This window comes from Desulfovibrio sp. 6_1_46AFAA, from assembly GCF_000224635.1.
Lineage (GTDB): Bacteria > Desulfobacterota > Desulfovibrionia > Desulfovibrionales > Desulfovibrionaceae > Desulfovibrio > Desulfovibrio fairfieldensis.
This window is the reverse complement of the sequence record NZ_JH114303.1, coordinates 208,671-225,942: the sequence shown is the minus strand read 5'-3', so window position 1 is coordinate 225,942 and position 17,272 is coordinate 208,671. Positions and strand designations below refer to the sequence as shown.

General features: G+C 64.3%; 17 protein-coding genes. 6 read left to right on the top strand and 11 right to left on the bottom strand.

The annotated features are described in order from the left end of the window. Positions 1-94 precede the first annotated feature (94 nt). A complete protein-coding gene (coaBC, locus tag HMPREF1022_RS10735) occupies positions 95-1,351 on the bottom strand; it encodes a bifunctional phosphopantothenoylcysteine decarboxylase/phosphopantothenate--cysteine ligase CoaBC (RefSeq protein WP_009303115.1) in 1,257 nt (418 codons plus the stop codon). Next, entirely contained in the window at positions 1,348-1,959 is a 612-nt protein-coding gene (locus HMPREF1022_RS10730; RefSeq protein WP_008682491.1) for a hypothetical protein, read from the bottom strand. The genes coaBC and HMPREF1022_RS10730 overlap by 4 nt, the downstream gene beginning before the upstream one ends. A 122-nt stretch (positions 1,960-2,081) precedes the next feature. Between HMPREF1022_RS10730 and queA the strand changes: the two genes are divergently transcribed. From queA to HMPREF1022_RS10705, 5 genes are all read left to right on the top strand, one after another. After that, positions 2,082-3,212, top strand: a complete 1,131-nt coding sequence (gene queA / locus HMPREF1022_RS10725; protein WP_008682490.1) for a tRNA preQ1(34) S-adenosylmethionine ribosyltransferase-isomerase QueA — start codon at positions 2,082-2,084, stop codon at positions 3,210-3,212. 364 nt (positions 3,213-3,576) lie between these two features. After that, complete coding sequence (locus HMPREF1022_RS10720) at positions 3,577-3,813, top strand: indolepyruvate ferredoxin oxidoreductase subunit alpha (protein WP_008682489.1); 237 nt, start codon at positions 3,577-3,579, stop codon at positions 3,811-3,813. Continuing rightward, the gene (gene vorB / locus HMPREF1022_RS10715) at positions 3,810-4,907 is read left to right on the top strand and encodes a 3-methyl-2-oxobutanoate dehydrogenase subunit VorB (RefSeq protein WP_008682488.1); all 1,098 of its coding nucleotides are present in this window, start codon (positions 3,810-3,812) and stop codon (positions 4,905-4,907) included. Before HMPREF1022_RS10720 ends, vorB begins: the two co-directional genes overlap by 4 nt. Next, the gene (locus tag HMPREF1022_RS10710) at positions 4,907-5,755 is read left to right on the top strand and encodes a thiamine pyrophosphate-dependent enzyme (RefSeq protein ID WP_008682487.1); all 849 of its coding nucleotides are present in this window, start codon (positions 4,907-4,909) and stop codon (positions 5,753-5,755) included. Before vorB ends, HMPREF1022_RS10710 begins: the two co-directional genes overlap by 1 nt. Further along, on the top strand, positions 5,748-6,287 hold the full coding sequence (locus HMPREF1022_RS10705; RefSeq protein WP_008682486.1) for a 2-oxoacid:acceptor oxidoreductase family protein: 540 nt from the start codon (positions 5,748-5,750) through the stop codon (positions 6,285-6,287). Before HMPREF1022_RS10710 ends, HMPREF1022_RS10705 begins: the two co-directional genes overlap by 8 nt. Before the next feature lie 200 nt (positions 6,288-6,487). Here HMPREF1022_RS10705 and HMPREF1022_RS10700 read toward each other — a convergent pair whose 3' ends face one another. From HMPREF1022_RS10700 to HMPREF1022_RS10660, 9 genes are all read right to left on the bottom strand, one after another. After that, entirely contained in the window at positions 6,488-7,171 is a 684-nt protein-coding gene (locus HMPREF1022_RS10700) for a hypothetical protein (protein WP_008682485.1), read from the bottom strand. 299 nt (positions 7,172-7,470) lie between these two features. Further along, positions 7,471-8,487, bottom strand: a complete 1,017-nt coding sequence (gene gap / locus HMPREF1022_RS10695) for a type I glyceraldehyde-3-phosphate dehydrogenase (RefSeq protein ID WP_008682483.1) — start codon at positions 8,485-8,487, stop codon at positions 7,471-7,473. 177 nt (positions 8,488-8,664) lie between these two features. Then, positions 8,665-9,219 carry a GAF domain-containing protein gene (locus HMPREF1022_RS10690; RefSeq protein WP_008682481.1) on the bottom strand — a complete coding sequence of 185 codons (555 nt, stop codon included), beginning with the start codon at positions 9,217-9,219 and terminating at the stop codon, positions 8,665-8,667. A gap of 237 nt (positions 9,220-9,456) precedes the next feature. Further along, positions 9,457-9,825: a bactofilin family protein gene (locus HMPREF1022_RS10685; protein WP_008682480.1), complete on the bottom strand. Its 369-nt coding sequence runs from the start codon at positions 9,823-9,825 to the stop codon at positions 9,457-9,459. 283 nt (positions 9,826-10,108) lie between these two features. After that, positions 10,109-11,215, bottom strand: coding sequence for a rod shape-determining protein RodA (rodA, locus tag HMPREF1022_RS10680; RefSeq protein WP_008682478.1), 1,107 nt, complete (start codon positions 11,213-11,215; stop codon positions 10,109-10,111). A 319-nt stretch (positions 11,216-11,534) separates the two neighbouring features. Continuing rightward, on the bottom strand, positions 11,535-13,460 hold the full coding sequence (mrdA, locus tag HMPREF1022_RS10675) for a penicillin-binding protein 2 (RefSeq protein WP_008682476.1): 1,926 nt from the start codon (positions 13,458-13,460) through the stop codon (positions 11,535-11,537). Then, positions 13,447-13,917, bottom strand: a complete 471-nt coding sequence (locus HMPREF1022_RS10670; protein WP_008682474.1) for a hypothetical protein — start codon at positions 13,915-13,917, stop codon at positions 13,447-13,449. The genes mrdA and HMPREF1022_RS10670 overlap by 14 nt, the downstream gene beginning before the upstream one ends. Then, positions 13,914-14,810 (bottom strand): rod shape-determining protein MreC, encoded by an 897-nt coding sequence (mreC, locus tag HMPREF1022_RS10665; protein WP_009303113.1) that lies wholly within the window; start codon positions 14,808-14,810, stop codon positions 13,914-13,916. The genes HMPREF1022_RS10670 and mreC overlap by 4 nt, the downstream gene beginning before the upstream one ends. Before the next feature lie 122 nt (positions 14,811-14,932). After that, positions 14,933-15,973: a rod shape-determining protein gene (locus HMPREF1022_RS10660; protein ID WP_008682471.1), complete on the bottom strand. Its 1,041-nt coding sequence runs from the start codon at positions 15,971-15,973 to the stop codon at positions 14,933-14,935. 241 nt (positions 15,974-16,214) lie between these two features. Between HMPREF1022_RS10660 and HMPREF1022_RS10655 the strand changes: the two genes are divergently transcribed. Continuing rightward, positions 16,215-17,165, top strand: a complete 951-nt coding sequence (locus HMPREF1022_RS10655; RefSeq protein ID WP_009303112.1) for a TIGR01212 family radical SAM protein — start codon at positions 16,215-16,217, stop codon at positions 17,163-17,165. The last annotated feature ends 107 nt before the right edge of the window (positions 17,166-17,272 follow it).

Genomic DNA, 17,272 nt, shown 5'->3' with positions numbered 1-17,272 from the left:
CCCGGCTCGGCGCAGAGCGAGCAGGCCGGAGGCGCGTCCTCCGGCAGCAGCAGGCAGCGCAGGCCGTGGCCCCGCCAGAGCGCGCCCAGCGGATTCAGATCCGCAAAAGCCATGTGCAGAGCTCCCAGGCCACATCGGCCTTGCTTTGTGAGGGCCAGATTTCCTCGCGCCCGCGCGCGTCCGCCACGGCCATGCTGTTGGTGGGCGTGCCGAAGCCGCTGCCCACGGCGTTGACGCGATTGGCCGCCAGCAGGTCGGCTTTTTTGCGGGCCAGTTTGGCGCGCGCCAGGGGCAACAGGGCGTCCATGTCCGGCGCGGTCTCTGCCGCGAAACCCAGCACCTTCTGGCCGGGACGGCGCACGGCGGCCAGGTTGTGCAGAATATCCGGGTTGGGCCTGAAATCCAGGCTGAAGCCGTCAGGCGCCTCGGATTTCTTGAATTTGCGTTCCCCAAGGGGCGCGGGTGAAAAATCGGCCACCGCCGCCGTGAACATGCCCATGTCCATATCCGGCCAGAGCCCGCGCGCGGCCTCGTACATCCCGTGCGCGTTCGTCACGTCGTGCCGTTGCACGCCTCGCGGCAGAAAAGCGCTCACTCCCGGCCCGCAGATTGCCGTCACTTCGGCTCCGCGCAGCCAGGCGCACACGGCCAGGGCCGAGCCCATCAGGCCGCTGGAGGGATTGGACCAGAAGCGCACGCCGTCCCAGGCTTCGCGCGTGGGGCCCAGCGTGACCATGACCCGCAGGCCGGCCATGTCCTGGGGGGACAGGGCTTGCAGTCCGGCCAGAAAAATTTCCGGCAGGGCGGCCAGACGCCCTTGGCCGTCGTCGCCGCAGGCCGTGCCGCCGTTGTCCGGCCCCACGAAACGCGCGCCGCGCTGCTCCAGCAGAGCCGCGTTGGCCCGGGTGGCCGGATGGGACCACATGCGCGGGTTCATGGCCGGTGCCAGGACCAGCGGGCCGTCAAAGGCCAGAGCCTGGGCCGCCAGCATGTCCGAGGCCGCGCCGTGGGCCAGGCGCGCCAGGGCGTCGGCCGAGGCCGGGGCCACGACCATGGCCTCGGCGCACTGTCCCGGCTCCAGATGGGAGAAAATATCCTGACCGGCTTCGAACATGCCGCCGTAGACCGGCATTGCGCCCAAGGATTCGAAGAGCAGGGGGGTGACGAAACGCCGGGCCCCGTCCGTGAGCGTGACCGAAACATGGATGCCCAGCCTGAGCCAGGCCCGCAGCAGCTCCGTGGCCCGGTAGCAGGCCACCGAACCGCAGACCCCCAGATGCAGTCGCTTATGGGCAAAGCGCGTGCTCCGGTCAAAAGGCGTGGCAAGGGATGCGGCCGGGGTCGGGCTCACAGCGTGCGCTCCTGCAGGCCGCCGGACGCGCCCGCGCCCCACTGCTCCGTGGTGCCGGGAACGGGCGGCGGCGTGGGCGTGCTTTGGCCTGACTCGTTGCCCAGGGGCGCGTATTCCTCGCCGGACAGTTCCGCGCCGCTGTCCGAGCCGCCGGGCAGGCTGAGGGCCGAGCCGTCGGGCAGGCGGCTGCCCACCCAGATTTCCAGGATGGTCAGCACGGTCTGACGGCGGAAGGCCAGCACCGCCAGGCTGTTGCCCTTGTCATAGACATAGAGGGAGCGGTCTCCCTTGCGCTGGGAGAGCCGCAGCTGCCAGCCCTGGCTTTGCAGGGCCGTGAACATGCTCTGGGCCGCCCGCGAGGCGTCCACATTGCCGCGCAGGGTTTCCAGGCCCTCGCGCTCCCCGTCCGCGCCGTAGTTCATATAGCCGTGCGAGGCATAGCGCTGCATGCCGGAGGGCAGGGGTACGTTCAGCAACTGGCTGGATGTAACGTCCGCGCCGCCGGTGAGCGGGTCGTTGGAAAAGGGATTGCTGACGCCCATGGAGGCGCAGCCCTGAGCGGCGGCGAGGACCAGCCCCAGAGCGAGGGTGACAAGCGTGCGTCGCATGGCTATACTCCTTCCCCCGGACATGACAGGTCGTCCGGATTCAGGAACACAGCCTAGCCTCTCCGCCGCGCCCTGACAAGTCCGGCGCCGGGGCGGGCGCAGCAATGAGGCCCGCCACAGCCATGATTCCCGACGAAGCGGATTTTTCTCTGAGCAGTTACCGTTTTGATCTGCCGCCGGAGCAGATCGCCCAGTTTCCCCCGGAAGAGCGGGGCGCGTCCCGTTTGCTGGTCCTGCCGCGCAAGGGCGCTTCCGATCCCCGCCCTGAGCTGCGCCACGGCATGTTCGGCGATCTGCCCGACTGCCTGCCGGAGAATGCGCTGATCATCGCCAACAATTCGCGCGTCTTGCAGGCCCGCCTGCTGGGTTCGCGCGGCACGGGCGGCAAGGTGGAATTTCTGCTGCTCACGCCTCTGCCCCTGGTCATGGAGCGTGCCCGGCCCGACAAGCGCCTTGGCGGGGCCGGCGGCGCGGAGGCCTTCAGCGCCGAGGCCGAGGGCCTGGTGCGTTGCGGGGGCAGCGTGCGCGAGGGCGAAACCTTCGCTTTCGGCGCGGGCATCAGCGTGACCGTGCTGGAATCCGGCCCCTTCGGGCAGCGCCGGGTACGCCTGGCCTGGCAGGGCGACCTGGCCAAGGCCTTCGCGGCCACCGGGCATATCCCGTTGCCCCCCTATATCAAGCGCGCCGACGGCGAGGAAGACCTCAGCCGTTACCAGACCGTCTACGCCAGAAGCGACAAAACCGGCTCCGTGGCCGCGCCCACGGCCGGGCTGCACTTCACCCCGGCCATGCGTGAAAAGCTGGCGGACCGGGGCTTTGAGTGGGCCGAGGTGACGCTCTATGTGGGCTACGGCACCTTCAGCCCGGTGCGTTGCGAGGACATCCGCAGCCACCGCATGCACCGCGAATACGTGGAAGTGCCGGAGGCCACGGCCGCGGCCATAGCCAGGGCCAAGGCCCAGGGCCGTCCCGTGGTGGCCGTGGGCACCACCAGCGTGCGTACCCTGGAGGGCGTGGCCGAACTCTGCGGCCGGGTGCAGCCCTACACGGGTTGGACGGACATTTTTCTCTATCCCGGCAGGAGCTTCCGCGTGGTGGACGCGGTGCTGACCAATTTTCATCTGCCGGAATCCTCCCTGCTCATGCTGGTTTCGGCCTTTGCCGGGCGCGAGCGCATGCTGGCGGCCTATGCCGAAGCCGTGACCAGGGGCTACCGCTTTTTTTCTTATGGGGACGCCATGCTCATTAAATAAGGGCGGGCCCGGTTCCCCGGTCCTTTTCCGGCGCGGGACTTCCCCGTGCTGTCGCTGGTGTCTGATTTGAAAAATCAGGTGCCCGAAGCCCGTAGGGTTCTGCGGCGGCGCAGCCGCCGTGAGACCGCGAAAATCACGTTTTTTCGCGGACGATCCTGCGAAAATTGAGAGCATGCCTATGCTCGAAATTTTTGCAATTGGGCACTAGTGAAATGTCACGCCTCACCTGTCGGTTCAGCGTGAAGATCACACAGCAAAAAACGCGATTTTTGCTGTGTTTACGCCGCCTGCGGCGGCGCGCAACCCCTTGCGGGTTTGCGACATGTGTCGCTTGGCGCGACACTAGAAGGAGTGCAAAAAACATATGTCACGAGTAGTTTTTTTGGAAGATCGCTGCAAGGGCTGCCGGCTCTGCGTGGAGGTCTGCCCTGTGCATATCCTGCGTCCGTCAGGCCGTTTCAACCGCCAGGGTTATGAAATCATGGAAATGAGCGGCCAGTGCACGGGCTGCGCGTCCTGCGCTGTCATGTGCCCGGACACGGCCATCCGGGTATTCAGAAGCGTCAAAGCCGAAAACGCGGCCGAAGGAGGCGCCATATGAGCGCATCACAGACGGAGCGCGTGCTGATCAAAGGCAATGAGGCCGTGGCCTTCGGCGCGGTGGACGCGGGCTGCCGTTGTTATTTCGGCTATCCCATCACGCCCCAGAATGAAATTCCCGAAGCGCTTTCGGTGCTGCTGCCGGAGAACGGCGGCCAGTTTGTGCAGGCCGAAAGCGAAGTGGCCGCCTCCAACATGCTGTTGGGCGCGGCGGCCTGCGGCATTCCGGCCATGACTTCGTCCTCGGGCTGCGGCATCTCCCTGATGCAGGAGGCCATTTCCTACATGGCGGGCAGCCATGTGCCCGGCGTCATCGTCAACATGCAGCGCGGCGGCCCCGGCCTGGGGGATATCGGCCCGTCCCAGGGCGACTATTTTCAGGCGGTCAAGGGCGGCGGCCACGGCGACCACCGCAACCTGGTCCTGGCCCCGGCCACGGCGCAGGAGTGTTATGATTTCATGTTCCGGGCCTTTGCCCTGGCCTTCAAATACGCCAACCCGGTCATGGTGCTGGGCGACGCCATTGTGGGGCAGATCAAGGAGCCCGTGCGCCGCGAGCCGCCCAAAGAGGCCATGCGGCCGGAGGCGATTCAGGACACGGCCCGCGCCTGGCGGCTGGAAGGCTACGGCAAACGCGGCCCCGCCGCCGCGCCGCGCCTGCTCAAATCCGTCTATCTGGCCGAGGGAGCCCTGGCCGCGCGCAATCGTCTGCTGATGGAAAAGTACGAGGCCATGCGCGCGGAAGCGGCCTTTGAACAGATGGACGTGGACGACGCCGAGCTGGTGGTGGTGGCTTTCGGTTCCATGGCCCGCATCGCGCGCAGCGCCATCCGCCAGTTGCGCGGTCAGGGGCATCGATTGGGTCTGTTCCGGCCCGTGACCTTGTATCCCTTCCCGGACGAAGCCCTGCGCGCCTTGGCGCCGGGGCGGCGTTTCCTGGTTATCGAGCAGAATACCGGCCAGATGGTCGAGGATGTGCGCCTGGCGCTCAACAGCGCGGCCCCGGTGGCCTGGCACGGGGTCATGCCCGGCCTGTTCATCGGCGCGGACGCGCTGACCGACCCCATCCTCCGGGCGCTCAAGGAGAAGAAATAATGACGCGGATTTCGGAAACGGCCGATGCGCTGCGCCCGCAGCCGGGCGAACGTCTGGTGTTTGACGTCACCCCCGTGCTCAATGAGTGCCCCACCCATTACTGCCCCGGCTGCCATCACGGCATTGCCCACCGCCTGGTCAGCGAGGTGCTGCATGAGCTGGGCGTGGCGGACAGAACCATACTGGTGGCCTCGGTGGGCTGCGCCACCTTCACCTACGACTATTTCAACGTGGACGGCCTGGAAGCGCCGCACGGCCGGGCCTGTGCCGTGGCCACGGGCGTGCGGCGCGCCCGGCCCGACGCCGTGGTCTTCACCTATCAGGGCGACGGCGACATGGCCGCCATCGGCTTGGCCGAGTCCCTGCACGCGGCCAACCGGGGCGAAAAGATCACCACCATCTTCATCAACAATACGGTCTACGGCATGACCGGCGGCCAGATGGCCCCCACCACCCTGGTAGGCCAGAAAACCACCACGACCCGGCAGGGCCGCTCCCTGAGCAACGAGGGCGGCCCGGTGCGCCTGGCCGAGATCATGGCCCAGCTCGAAGGCGTGGCCTATGCAGAGCGTTGCGCCCTGGATTCGGTCAAACATGTGCGGGTGGCCAAAAAGGCCATGCGCAAGGCTTTCGAGGTCCAACTGGACGGTCTGGGTTTCGGTTTTGTGGAGCTGCTTTCGGGCTGCCCCACCAACTGGCATCTGGACCCGGTGGCGGCCAACAAGCGCATTGCCGAGGCCATGATTCCGGTCTTCCCCCTGGGCGTGTTCAAGGACGCCACGGCCGGGGCCGGTCCTGTTGCGCCAGTTGCGGAGGACGCGCAGGCAAAGGAGGCCCCCCGTGGCTGAGTATCAGGACGTGATTATGGCCGGTTTCGGCGGCCAGGGCGTGATGCTGATCGGCAATCTGCTGGCGCAGGCCGGTATGGAACAGGGCCTGGAAGTGAGCTTCATTCCGGTCTACGGCGCGGAAATGCGCGGCGGCACGGCCAACTGCACCGTAGTGCTGGACAGTCACCCCATCGGCTCGCCCCTGGTGCGCGAGCCCTTGTCCACCATTGTGCTCAACGAGCCCTCGCTGGACAAATTCCAACCGCGCCTGCGGGCCGGGGGCGTGCAGATCGTCAACGCCTCGCTGGTCAGCCAGGGGCTGCTGGATGCCGGCCTGCGCAGCGTCTACATTCCGGCCAACGACATGGCCCATGAACTGGGCAACGTGAAGCTGGCCAATATGGTGGCGCTGGGGGCATGGCTCAAGGCCACGGGCGCGCTGCCGCTCAGGGCGGTGCAGGAAGCCCTCAGGCGGGTGGTCAGCGCGCACTACGCCAAACTGATCCCGGTCAATGCCCAGGCCCTGGAAGCGGGTTACAACTTCGCCTGATGTTGGATTGTCCGGCCGGATAGGTTCCGGCGGCCAGCTCGACTTTTGTGTACAACCGAAAATGCCGCTGCTCCCTGACGGGGGCAGCGGCAAAACATTTTTGGAGAGAAACGATGCGCAAAATATGCGGGGTATGCCTGGGCCTGCTCGTGGGCAACGGCGCCCGCGCCGTAACGCGCCGCGCGGCGGCACGGCAGCCGCTATTTCTTGCGTTGCAGCACGAACATGAAGAAGTTGTCGCCGCGTTCAAGCCAGATGACCTTGGCCAGTTCGGGCTGGGTGGCCAGAAAGCCCTCCAGCGCGCGCAGCACGTCGGGTACTTTATAGTAGAAATGCTTGTGGTCGGGCGCAATGGCGGCCAGCTCGCGGCCCATGGGAATGATGAAGGCATAGGCTTTGACGCCGCCGTACTTCTCCAGCTTGACCACGTCCACCTTGCCGTCGCCGGCCAGAGCCTTGAAACCGAAAGGCAGGCGTTTTTTGAGCCAGTTTTCCAGAGCGCGGGAAACGGCGTCGGCTTTGCCTTTCTGGTTGTCGTAGCCCGGGGCGAATTTGGGCATTGTGTCGCGCAGATCCACATCGCTGTAAGCCTCATAGGCGTCCAGCGGCAAAAAATCCTCGCGCAGCGTGCCGCCGCTTTTCAGAGTCACGACGCCCATGCCTTTTTCCCGCTCAATCCAGGGGCGCTTGCCCTTGGCGCGCAGTTTTGCCTCCACCTCGGCCTTGTTGGCGGAGGGGTAGCCGTCGCTTAATGTATTTTTGTCGGACGTATCCCGGTTCGCGCCCGAGGCTGGGAAGGGCGAGATCAGGAAAAGAAGAAATGCGGCCGTGAGAATGAAGGACCGGGAAAGGGGCCGCGTGATTCCGGTGTGGGAGAAATCCATGCGTGTGCCTCTGTTTTTCGGGGGGAGAGATGTTTTCTCATCCCGTGGCGGAGACGCTTTCCGCCACGGGATGAGAACGATGCCGGCGCCGGAGGGGCTAGAGCGGTTTACCTTCTAAAGGTAACCCGCTCTGACACCGCACATAGTGCGTCGCGCCGCGAAGACCGGCCCGACGGGCGGCCCGTAGGGCTGTCCCCGTTGGCGCCAACGGGACCATACGGGGATCGACAGCAACGATAACCACGTTTTTCGCCGGAATGCCGACTTTGAAATTTTACAAATTTCAAAGTTAATCTGCTCTAGAGGCCCTTGTCCTGCATCAGGCAGACCAGGTCGCAGACCCGATTGGAATAGCCCCATTCATTGTCGTACCAGGCCACGGCCTTGACCATGCGGCCGTCCTGCACGGTGGTGTAGGAGGCTTCCAGGATGGACGAGGCCGGATTGCCCTTGAAGTCCATGGAAACCAGAGGCTTGTCGTTGTATTCCAGCACGCCCTTGAGATAGCTGTCCGCGGCTTCCTTGAGCTTGCCCAGCAGGGTTTCGGTATCCGTCTGCTTTTCCAGAATGCCGGAAAAGTCCACCACCGACACCGTGGGCGTGGGCACGCGCAACGAATAGCCGCTGAACTTGCCTTTGAGTTCGGGAATGACCTTGGCCACGGCCTGGGCCGCGCCCGTGGAGGTGGGGATGATGTTGCAGGCCGCGGCGCGGGCTCGGCGCGGGTCTTTGTGGGCCATGTCCAGAATGCGCTGGTCGTTGGTATAGGAGTGGATGGTGACCATATTGCCGATCTGGATGCCGAACTCGCGTTGCAGCACCAGGGCCACCGGGGCCAGGCAGTTGGTGGTGCACGAGGCGTTGGACACGATATTGTGCTTGGCCGGGTCGTACTGGTCCTGATTCACGCCCATGACGATGGTGATGTCCTCTTCCTTGGCCGGGGCGGTGATGATGACCTTTTTGGCCCCGTTGTCCAGGTGCACGCCGGCCTGCGGCGCGGTGCGGAAAATGCCCGTGCTTTCAATCACAACGTCCACGTCATGCGCGCCCCAGGCCAGCTGCTTGGGGTCGCGCTCGGAAAAGCAGTGGATGTTCCAGTCGCCCACGGTCACTTCCCGGCCGTCGACCTTGGCGTCCAGATAACCCCGGCCGTAGACCGAGTCGTATTCCGCCAGATGGAAGTTGGTTTCCGCGTCGAAGAGATCGTTGATGGCCACCACTTCCACGCGGTCCTTGTAGCTCTTGTGCAGGGCGCGGAAAACCTGGCGGCCGATGCGGCCGAAGCCGTTGATGCCCACTTTGACTTTTTTCATGTGTATGTCCTCAACATAAAAAGGAAAAACAGCTCGTTGCCCGATTATGCAACAGGCCCGGATTTTTGTTTGCTGGCAAGGAAGGCGAGCTTCGAGTGCCGGGAGCGTATCAAAACATACGTGACCGGCGCGCGAAGCGAAGCCTGACGCCGCCAGCGGGCAAAGGGCCGGGCCTGTTTAGTCTTCGTAGACCGAGTAGGCATGCTTGGCCATCAGCTCGTAATTATTGCGCAGGGCCTCGTGCAGGCGCGCGTTTTCAATGGCCAGGGCCGAAATGGCGGCCACGGCTTCCATAAAGGTCTGCTCGTCGGGGGTGAAGTCGCGCTCCACGTCGGAATAGACGCGGATCAGGCCGATGGCCTTGCCGTCAGCCATGAGCGGCGCGGAAAGCACGGAAACCAGCCCCTCTGCCTTGGCCGATTCGGGGTACTGGAAGCGGCCGTCGGCCGTGGCGTCCTTGAGGTGGATGGTTTTGCCGGCCAGCACTTCACCGTCCAGGCCGCTGCGTTTGACCTCCACCGGTCCCTTGCGCATGTAGGTGCCCGAAAGGCCGGAAGCCGCGCTGGGCAGCAGAAAGCGCCCGGTGCTGTCCAGCAGGCGGATGGTGCTGGCCTTGCAGCCCATGGTGGCGGCGGTTTGCTCCGTGATTTTATGCAGGACTTCTTTGGGCTCGAGGCTGGAGTTGATCACCAGCGCCACGTCCCTGAGTGCGCGAAAATAATCTTGTGCCATGAGTGCCTCCTTGAGGAACGCTGTGGACCGCACCCGTCCGCCAGGGGCGGGGGCGCGGCGAGAATGCCCGGAGCAAAGTAACGTTGAAAATGGTAATTCTCAAAGTTAGCCTGCTCTGATGACGGCAAAGGTCAAAACCTTTGCCTTTACTTTCTCAAGTATGATCTATTTTTTCCGCTCAGGCAACGCGCTCCGTTCGGCCGCTCCCGCCGGGGCAGGGCGGCTCGCGTCCGGGGTTCAGGCGTCCTTGCCGCCCAGCAGGCCCTTGGCCGGAGCCTTGCCGGGATTTTTCATGACCACCTGGCCTTCAATGACGCCGCCTTCCTCGGTGAGCAGGTTGGGCGTCTGCAACGTGCCCTCGAGCACGCCCGAGGCATAGACCACCACCCGGCGCTTGGCCGTGACCTCGCCGGAAAAGCGGCCCGAAAGCAGCAGTTCGCCCACGTTCAGCGTGCCGTCCACTTGGGCGTCCTTGCCCACGTTCAGCGTGCCGTCGCTGACGATTTCGCCGGTGTATTTGCCTTCAATGCGCACCGTGCCCTTGAAGGTGAGTTTGCCTTCATACACGGTGTCGGAACCGAGATATGCGATTTCGTCCTTACCCACGGGTACCCCCCATTTCGCCATTAGAGGGTGTCGTTATGAGTGTCTTTTCGGTTATCTCCGCGTCGAAATTCGCCTTTTATTCCGGTCGAGTACCATAGCTCTGCTGTCCTCATCCGTAAGCAGCTTCGCTGCAACGGCTGAGGCAAGAGTACACTTCCTTCATGCTTTAGCCGTTATGCGAGGAACGAGCATTACGGATAAAGACAGCAGCGCTAAAAGGCTCTTTCTCATTGATATAACACGAAAATTCATCTCATGTGACACCCTCTGGAGCGGTTAACACTTATCCCTTGAACATGAAGCGCCGCATGGACACGTTGAGCACAATGCCCAGCAGCGTGAAATTGACCAGAGTGGCGCTGCCGCCGTAACTGATGAAGGGCAGGGGAATGCCCACCACCGGCATCAGCCCGATGACCATGCCCATATTGATGAAAATTTGCCAGAAGAAATAGAAGAAGACTCCCACCACCAGCATGCTGCCGAAGCGGTCCTTGGCCTGTACCGCCGTGGAGAAGATCGAGAGTAGGAAGAGGCAGAACAGGGTGACCAGGGCCACGCAGCCCACAAAGCCCCATTCCTCGCCGAACACGGCCACGGCGAAGTCCGAATGGCGTTCCGGCAGAAAGCGGAGCTGGCTCTGGGTGCCTTCCTTGAAGCCCTTGCCCCAGAGCTGGCCCGAACCGATGGCGATGCGCGACTGCAGAATGTGGTAGCCCGTGCCGCGCGGGTCGTTGCCGGGGTCCAGAAACGTCAGGATGCGTTGCCGCTGATAGTCGTGCATGCCCACGAACCACATGAAGGCCGCCGCGCAGGGCACGGCCAGCAGGCAGGTTTTGAGCACATAGCCCTTGAGCCCGTGGAAGAGGATCATGCCGCCCAGAATCAGCAGGATCATCAGAGTGGTGCCCAGATCCGGCTGGGTGACGATCAGGGCGGCTGGAATCAGGCCCACAGCCAGCACGGCGCTGAAATCCTTCCAGCCCAGCGGGCGCCCGTCGCGGGCCAGCAGACGCGCGGCCAGCACCAGCACGGCCAGCTTGGCCAGTTCCGAGGGCTGGATGCTCATGAAGCCCAGGGAGAGCCAACGCTTGGCCCCGTAGACGGTTTTGCCCGCCACGGGCACCAGGATCAGCAGCGCCAGACTGATTAGAAAAAAGGGCCAGGCCAGGTTGCGCAATTGGCGATAGTCAAAGCTCATGGCCAGAAGCATGCAGGCCAGGCCGCACACGCCCCAGATCAACTGGCGCTGGTAAAAACCGGAAAAGGCCAGACCGTCTTCCAGCCGCGTGCCGCTGGCGGAGTACAGATTGCCCACGCCCAGAAAATAGAGCAGGAACATGCAGGCCAGCAGGCCCCAGTTGATGTAGCTGAACAGGCGTTTATCCATGCGAGCTCCGGGCGGAGGAAATATATTTCAAACCTGTGCGACCTTCACACGGAACGCGCCCTGCGCGGGCGGAGGGCGAAAAGACCATGACGCGGCATTTCCCTGCACTTGGCGCGGATGTCCGCTCTTCGCGGCCATTAGGGCGATGTGCCTGTTTCAAAGGTGAATTGCCCCAGGGCCTGTTAACGCTATAGAATTTTTGTTCGCCCGCAAGGAAGATAAACCTGCTTTGAGGGAGTGTACTTTTCTGGTACCCGACCGAAAAAGCAGGTGAAATCTGACGCAGCAGGAGGGCAAAAAGGCATAGCGTTAACAGGTCCTAATCCTCCCGCCCCCGGACAGGGCGCGGCGCTGCCGCCGGAGCCGGGGACGCGGGCGCGCCCGAATCCGGGCCGAAGATATAATCGTAAATCTTTTTGGCCACCGGTCCGGCCACGCTGGAACCGCCGCCGCCGTGCTCCACCATGACCACCACCACGTAGGTTTTGCCGTTCTTGGAGCCCCAGGTGGCGATCCAGGCATGGTCGCGCTGGGCGTACTCCATTTCCGAGGAGCGCACGCGGCGGTCTCCGGCGGTCATTTTCAACTTGACCACCTGGGCCGTGCCGGTTTTGCCGCCCATGTCCGCGTCCTTGCGGCCCACCACCCGCGCCGTGCCCACGCCCGCGGTCTTGCGCATGGCGTCCACCACAAACTTGAACGTTTCAGGCTTGGCCGGAATACGGCTCTGCACCACGCGCGGGGCGTCGTTGAGCAGTTGCGGCTTGAGCAGATCCCCGCCGTTGAGCATGGCCGCCACATAGACCGCCACCTGCACGGGCGTGACCAGGGTGTAGCCCTGGCCGATGGAGACGTTGTAGGTCTCGCCGCGCACCCATGGCCTGCCGAAGCGGCGCTTTTTCCATTCGCGCGAGGGCACCAAGCCGGATTTTTCGTGCGGCAGGTCAATGCCCGTGGGGCGCCCGAAGCCGCAAGCCTTGGCAAATTCCTCCAGCTTGTCAATGCCCAGGCGCTCGGCCATGAGGTAGAAATAGACGTCGCAGGAGTTGACCAGCGCGCTTTCCATGTTCATGGCCCCGTGCCCGCCTTTTTTCCAGCAGCGGAAAATCTGGTTGCCCAGCTTGACCTGGCCGGGGCAGAACACGGTTTCGCGCGGATTGACGCCGCGTTCCAGGAACAGGGCGGCCATGACCAGCTTCCAGACCGAGCCCGGCGGGTAGACGCTCTGGATCACCCGGTTCTGGAGGGGAAAGCGGTTGCTGGTGCGCAGGGCGTCCCAGTCCCGCTGGGAAATGCCCGCCGCGAAAAGATTGTTGTCGTAGGCCGGGGAGGTGACCAGGGCGCGCAGCTTGCCCGTGTCCGGCTCCATGACCACCACGCAGCCCGCCTCGCCGCCCAGGGCGTCCCAGGCCGCCTGCTGGAGGCCCCGGTCCAGGGAAAGATGCACCTCATGCCCGCCGCGCGGCTCTTCGCGCAGGGCTTTGCCCAGCACACGGGCGTGGGCGTCCACCTCCACGTCATAGAGGCCCTTGCGGCCGCGCAGCTGTTTTTCCAGCTCCAGCTCCAGGCCCTGCTTGCCCACCAGATCGCCCATGGCCAGCGCCGGATCTTTGGCCATTTCCTGCTCGTTGGCTTCGGCCACATAGCCCAGCACATGGGCGAAAAGCTCTTTTTCCGGATAGCTGCGCTTGGTGCGGACCACGATTTCCAGACCCGGCCAGGCGTAGATCTCGGACTCGATGCGGGCCACCAGGTCAAAGTCGATGTCCGTGATCAGCAGAAGGGGTTCAAAAGACTTCACCTTGAAGCGGTCCTGCTGGTATTTCTCCCAGATCTGGGGCAGCGGAATGCCGGACCAGGCGCTGATCTGGGCCAGGGTGGCCGGGATGTCGTGGCAGTCTTCGCGTACCAGGGACAGGCCGTAGGCCGTGCGGTTGTCGGCCAGCAGCTTGTCGCCGTCGTCCAGAATGCGGCCGCGCGGGGCGAAGATGCGCTCCTGGCGCAGGCGGTTTTCCTGGGCCTGGCGGGCGAATTCCTCGCCGCGGTGGACCTGGAGGTACCAGAAGCGGACCACAAAGACGAAGAACAACAGGCCCACAAGCACCTGCAAAAGCACGACCCCGCCGCGCGGGGGCTGGTAGCCCTCGCTCTCCACCTGGATTTTGAGCCAGGAGCGGATGCCCTCTTTTTTGCTGGGCGTCGCACTTGGGGAGCCGGGCGCGAAGAGGCGCTTATTTTTCTTCATCATCCGTGGTCCAGTGCCGCGTCGCGATCAACAGACGCCAGGCGAACGGCAGGAAGAGCGCCTGGATCAGGCTTTTGTCCAGCTCGTCCGGCACGTTGAAAGCGAGATTCTGCAGCGGGGCCATGAGCCAGGCCACGCCGTAATAGGCCGCGCCCAGGCAGGCGGAAAGCAGAAAGATGAAAATGAAGTTTTCCACTTCGAACAACCAGCGGCCCAGCTTGAACAGCGCGATGACCGCCGCGTACCAGACGATGACCCCGCCGAACTCGCGGGTGCCCATGCCCTCCTGCAAGAGCACGAAGAGCGGCAGGAGCCAGAGCATGTTCTTGTAGTCCCGCTCCTGCAACAGAATGATAAGGCCCACGGCCAGCACGTCCAGGCCCGGCACCAGGGCCTGCAGGCAGACGGCGATGGCCATGAAGAAAATCCACCAGCAGATGTTGCGGAGCTTGCTCATGGCGTCACGGCGGCGGGCGGCGCGGGCGGCCCCACGAAGACAGGCGGCGGACCTTCGGGCTCGGGCTCGGGCTGGGCGATGCCCGTGGGCTCCAGCAGCAGCACTTCTTCAAGATGTTGCAGATCCACCAGGGGCTCGGCGTAAATGGCCATGAACTGGGTGTAGTCCGAAGGGGCCACGCTGAGCACGCGGGCCACGGGAATGCCCTTGGGATATTTGCCGTCCAGGCCGGAGGTGATCAGCACCTCGCCCTGTTTCACGTTGGCGTCGCGCTGCACGAAATTCACTTCCAGCTTGCGGCCCGTGCCCTGCCCCGCCAGGATGCCCAGCGCCCGGCTGTTCTGCGAGAAAACCGCGATGCGGCTGCCCGGGTCCGTGAGCAGCAGGGCGGTGGCGGTATGCGCGCTGGCCCGCAGCACACGGCCCACCAGGCCCATGTGGGTGACCAGCGGCGTGCCGGGCCGTCCGCCCGTGGCATAGCCCCGGCTGATGGTGATGCTGTCCAGTACGGCGTTGGGGCCCATGCGCCCGGCCAGCACGCGCGCGCCCAGGGGCCGCCAGCTGGCGTCCACCGGCAGCTGGACCAGGGCGCGCAGGCGTTTGAGCTCGGCCAGATCCTCGCCGTTGGCCAGCAGGCGGGATTCCAGGTCCGCCACCCTGGCCTGGAGGCGCTCATTTTCCTCGCGCACGCTCACCAGGTCGAAATAGCGCTCCCAGAAGCCCGTGCCCACATCCTGGATGTAGCGCATGGGCTTGAGCACGGCGCCGCTCAGTTCCAGGCCGATGTTGGCGGCAAAGTCGTCCAGGGTACGGGTACGCTGGTTCCAGGAATACATACCCAGAAAGAGGATGAGCAAGATGCCCGCGAAAATCAGAATACGCCGCAATGACACAGAGTTATATCCGCCTCAGACTCGATTACATACACACGGGCGACGTCATGCCGGAAGAAGCTTCCGGCATGACGTCGCCCACGGAGAAAATACGCCACAAAGGTGTGGAAGACCGCACGCTGTCAGTCGATGCAGACTTCTTTGAGGATGTTCAGGCTGTCCAGAGCCCGGCCCGTGCCGACCGCCACTGTGGAAAGCGGGTCGTCCACCACGGTGATGGGCAGGGAGGTCTCCTCGCGCAGAAGCTGATCCAGACCCTTGAGCAGCGCGCCGCCGCCCGTGAGCACAATGCCGCGGTCCACAATGTCCGCGGCCAGTTCCGGCGGGGTCTGCTCCAGGGCGATGCGCACGGCCTGCACAATGCTGTCCACCTGCTCGGAAATGGCTTTGCGCACTTCCTCGGAGGTGATGATGATATTCTGCGGGATGCCCGTGACCAAGTCCCGGCCTTTGACCTCAATCTGCTGTTCCGGATCCAGGGGGTAAGCCGAAGCGATCTTGATCTTGATTTCCTCGGCCGAGGATTCGCCGATGAGCATGTTATATTTGCGTTTGACGTGGGTCATGATGGCTTCGTCCATCTTGTCCCCGCCTACGCGCACCGAGCGCGAATAGACGATGCCGGAAAGGGAAATCACCGCAACTTCGGTGGTGCCGCCGCCGATGTCCACCACCATGTTGGAGGTGGGTTCTTGAATGGGCAGGTCCGCGCCGATGGCCGCGGCCATGGGTTCCTCAATCAGGTAGACTTCACGCGCTCCGGCTGACTGGGCGGATTCCTTGACGGCCCGCTTCTCCACCTGGGTGATGCCCGTGGGCACGCAGATCATGATCCGGGGGCGCACCAGGCGGCGCGAGTTGTGCACTTTGGCGATGAAGTGGCGCAGCATGGCCTCGGTCACTTCAAAGTCGGCGATGACGCCGTCCTTCATGGGACGGATGGCCCAGATGTTGCCGGGGGTTCTGCCGAGCATGCGCTTGGCGTCGTGGCCCACGGCCAGCACCACGTTGTTGCCGCGCGAATCCTTTTTGACCGCCACCACCGAGGGCTCGCGCAGCACAATGCCCTGGCCCTTGACGTAGACGCAGGTATTGGCCGTGCCCAGGTCGATGGCCAGATCGTTGGAAAACATCCCCAGTGCGAAATCCAGAATCTTGGACATTACTCTTGCTTGCCTCGCTGTGCTGGTATGCGTATGGTCCCGGCGGGCGGGAGCGGCATTCCGGGGCCGTCGCGGCGGCAACGGTCCGGAAATAATTTTTTGTCGTCAGGCTGAAAACTGTTCGGCTAAAACGGGCGTGAAGTCAAGACGATGGGCGTGGGGTTCAAAAACTTTGTCCCGGCCGGCGGATTCCCGAACCGGCCCCGGAACAGCCCGTAATCCGCCCGCAAGGCGCGTTAGTATGGTGCGTTGGCATACTCTGGCCGCGTATTTCCGTCGCAAGTACGGCATGCGGGTGCAAAAAATTCCACTTGACGCCGGTTCGGCCTGTCCCAACCGCGACGGCCTGCTGTCCACGCGGGGTTGTGTCTTCTGCAACGCCCTGGGTTCGGGCTCGGGCCTGGGCGGGCGCGGCCTGTCCCTGGCGGTCCAGTGGCAGGCTTGGCGGCAAAAGTACCGCGCCGGGGACCCGGACTGTCGTTTCCTGGCCTATCTGCAATCCTTTTCCAATACCTACGGCTCCCTGGAGCGCCTGCAAGACCTGCTGCACGCGGTCGCAACCCTGCCGGACTGCTGCGGCCTGGCCGTGGGTACGCGGCCCGACTGCCTGAGCCCGTCCAAGCTGGACGCTCTGCTCCGGGCCGGGGCCGAAGCGGGCGTTGCGGAGATCTGGCTGGAGCTGGGCCTGCAAAGCGCCCATGACGCCACTCTGGCCCGGGTCAACAGGGGGCATACGGCGGCCTGCGCGGCCAAAGCCGTGGCCGAAGCCGCCGGGCGCGGCCTGCTGGTCTGCGGGCATCTGATGGCCGGTTTGCCCGGCGAGGGCGAGGCGGCTTTTCTGGAAAGCGTGGACTGGGCCGTGAGCCTGCCCCTGCACGGCCTCAAACTGCACAATGTTTATGTGCCCGAGGGCACGGAACTGGCCCGCCGGTACCGGGACGGGCGCTACCAGCCCCTGGAGCGCGACGAATATGTGGACCTGCTCTGCGCGGCCCTGCCGCGCATTCCTTCCCGCCTGGTCATGCACCGTCTGCAAAGCGATCCCGCGCCCGGCGAACTGGTGGCCCCGGCCTGGGCCGCGCTCAAACGCCCGCTGATGGCGGATCTGCTGCGCGCCCTGCACGCGCGCGATCTCTGGCAGGGCTGCCGGGCCGACGTTCCGGAGGGCCGGCCCGCGTGGTACGGCGGGTAGGGGCGGCCTCGAAAAGCCCGGGTTCATCGTCGCCGGACAGGGCACACAGGGCCCAGGCCGCGTCTTGACCTTTATCACGGCCGGAACTATGCAGATGGGCGTCAATT

Excerpts from the sequence above, each read along its gene's own strand:
- HMPREF1022_RS10730 (WP_008682491.1), bottom strand. The coding sequence starts at position 1,959 with ATGCGACGCACGCTTGTCACCCTCGCTCTGGGGCTGGTCCTCGCCGCC.
- queA (WP_008682490.1), top strand. The coding sequence starts at position 2,082 with ATGATTCCCGACGAAGCGGATTTTTCTCTGAGCAGTTACCGTTTTGAT.
- HMPREF1022_RS10720 (WP_008682489.1), top strand. The coding sequence starts at position 3,577 with ATGTCACGAGTAGTTTTTTTGGAAGATCGCTGCAAGGGCTGCCGGCTC.
- vorB (WP_008682488.1), top strand. The coding sequence starts at position 3,810 with ATGAGCGCATCACAGACGGAGCGCGTGCTGATCAAAGGCAATGAGGCC.
- HMPREF1022_RS10710 (WP_008682487.1), top strand. The coding sequence starts at position 4,907 with ATGACGCGGATTTCGGAAACGGCCGATGCGCTGCGCCCGCAGCCGGGC.
- HMPREF1022_RS10700 (WP_008682485.1), bottom strand. The coding sequence starts at position 7,171 with ATGGATTTCTCCCACACCGGAATCACGCGGCCCCTTTCCCGGTCCTTC.
- gap (WP_008682483.1), bottom strand. The coding sequence starts at position 8,487 with ATGAAAAAAGTCAAAGTGGGCATCAACGGCTTCGGCCGCATCGGCCGC.
- HMPREF1022_RS10690 (WP_008682481.1), bottom strand. The coding sequence starts at position 9,219 with ATGGCACAAGATTATTTTCGCGCACTCAGGGACGTGGCGCTGGTGATC.
- rodA (WP_008682478.1), bottom strand. The coding sequence starts at position 11,215 with ATGGATAAACGCCTGTTCAGCTACATCAACTGGGGCCTGCTGGCCTGC.
- mrdA (WP_008682476.1), bottom strand. The coding sequence starts at position 13,460 with ATGAAGAAAAATAAGCGCCTCTTCGCGCCCGGCTCCCCAAGTGCGACG.
- HMPREF1022_RS10670 (WP_008682474.1), bottom strand. The coding sequence starts at position 13,917 with ATGAGCAAGCTCCGCAACATCTGCTGGTGGATTTTCTTCATGGCCATC.
- HMPREF1022_RS10660 (WP_008682471.1), bottom strand. The coding sequence starts at position 15,973 with ATGTCCAAGATTCTGGATTTCGCACTGGGGATGTTTTCCAACGATCTG.
- HMPREF1022_RS10655 (WP_009303112.1), top strand. The coding sequence starts at position 16,215 with ATGGTGCGTTGGCATACTCTGGCCGCGTATTTCCGTCGCAAGTACGGC.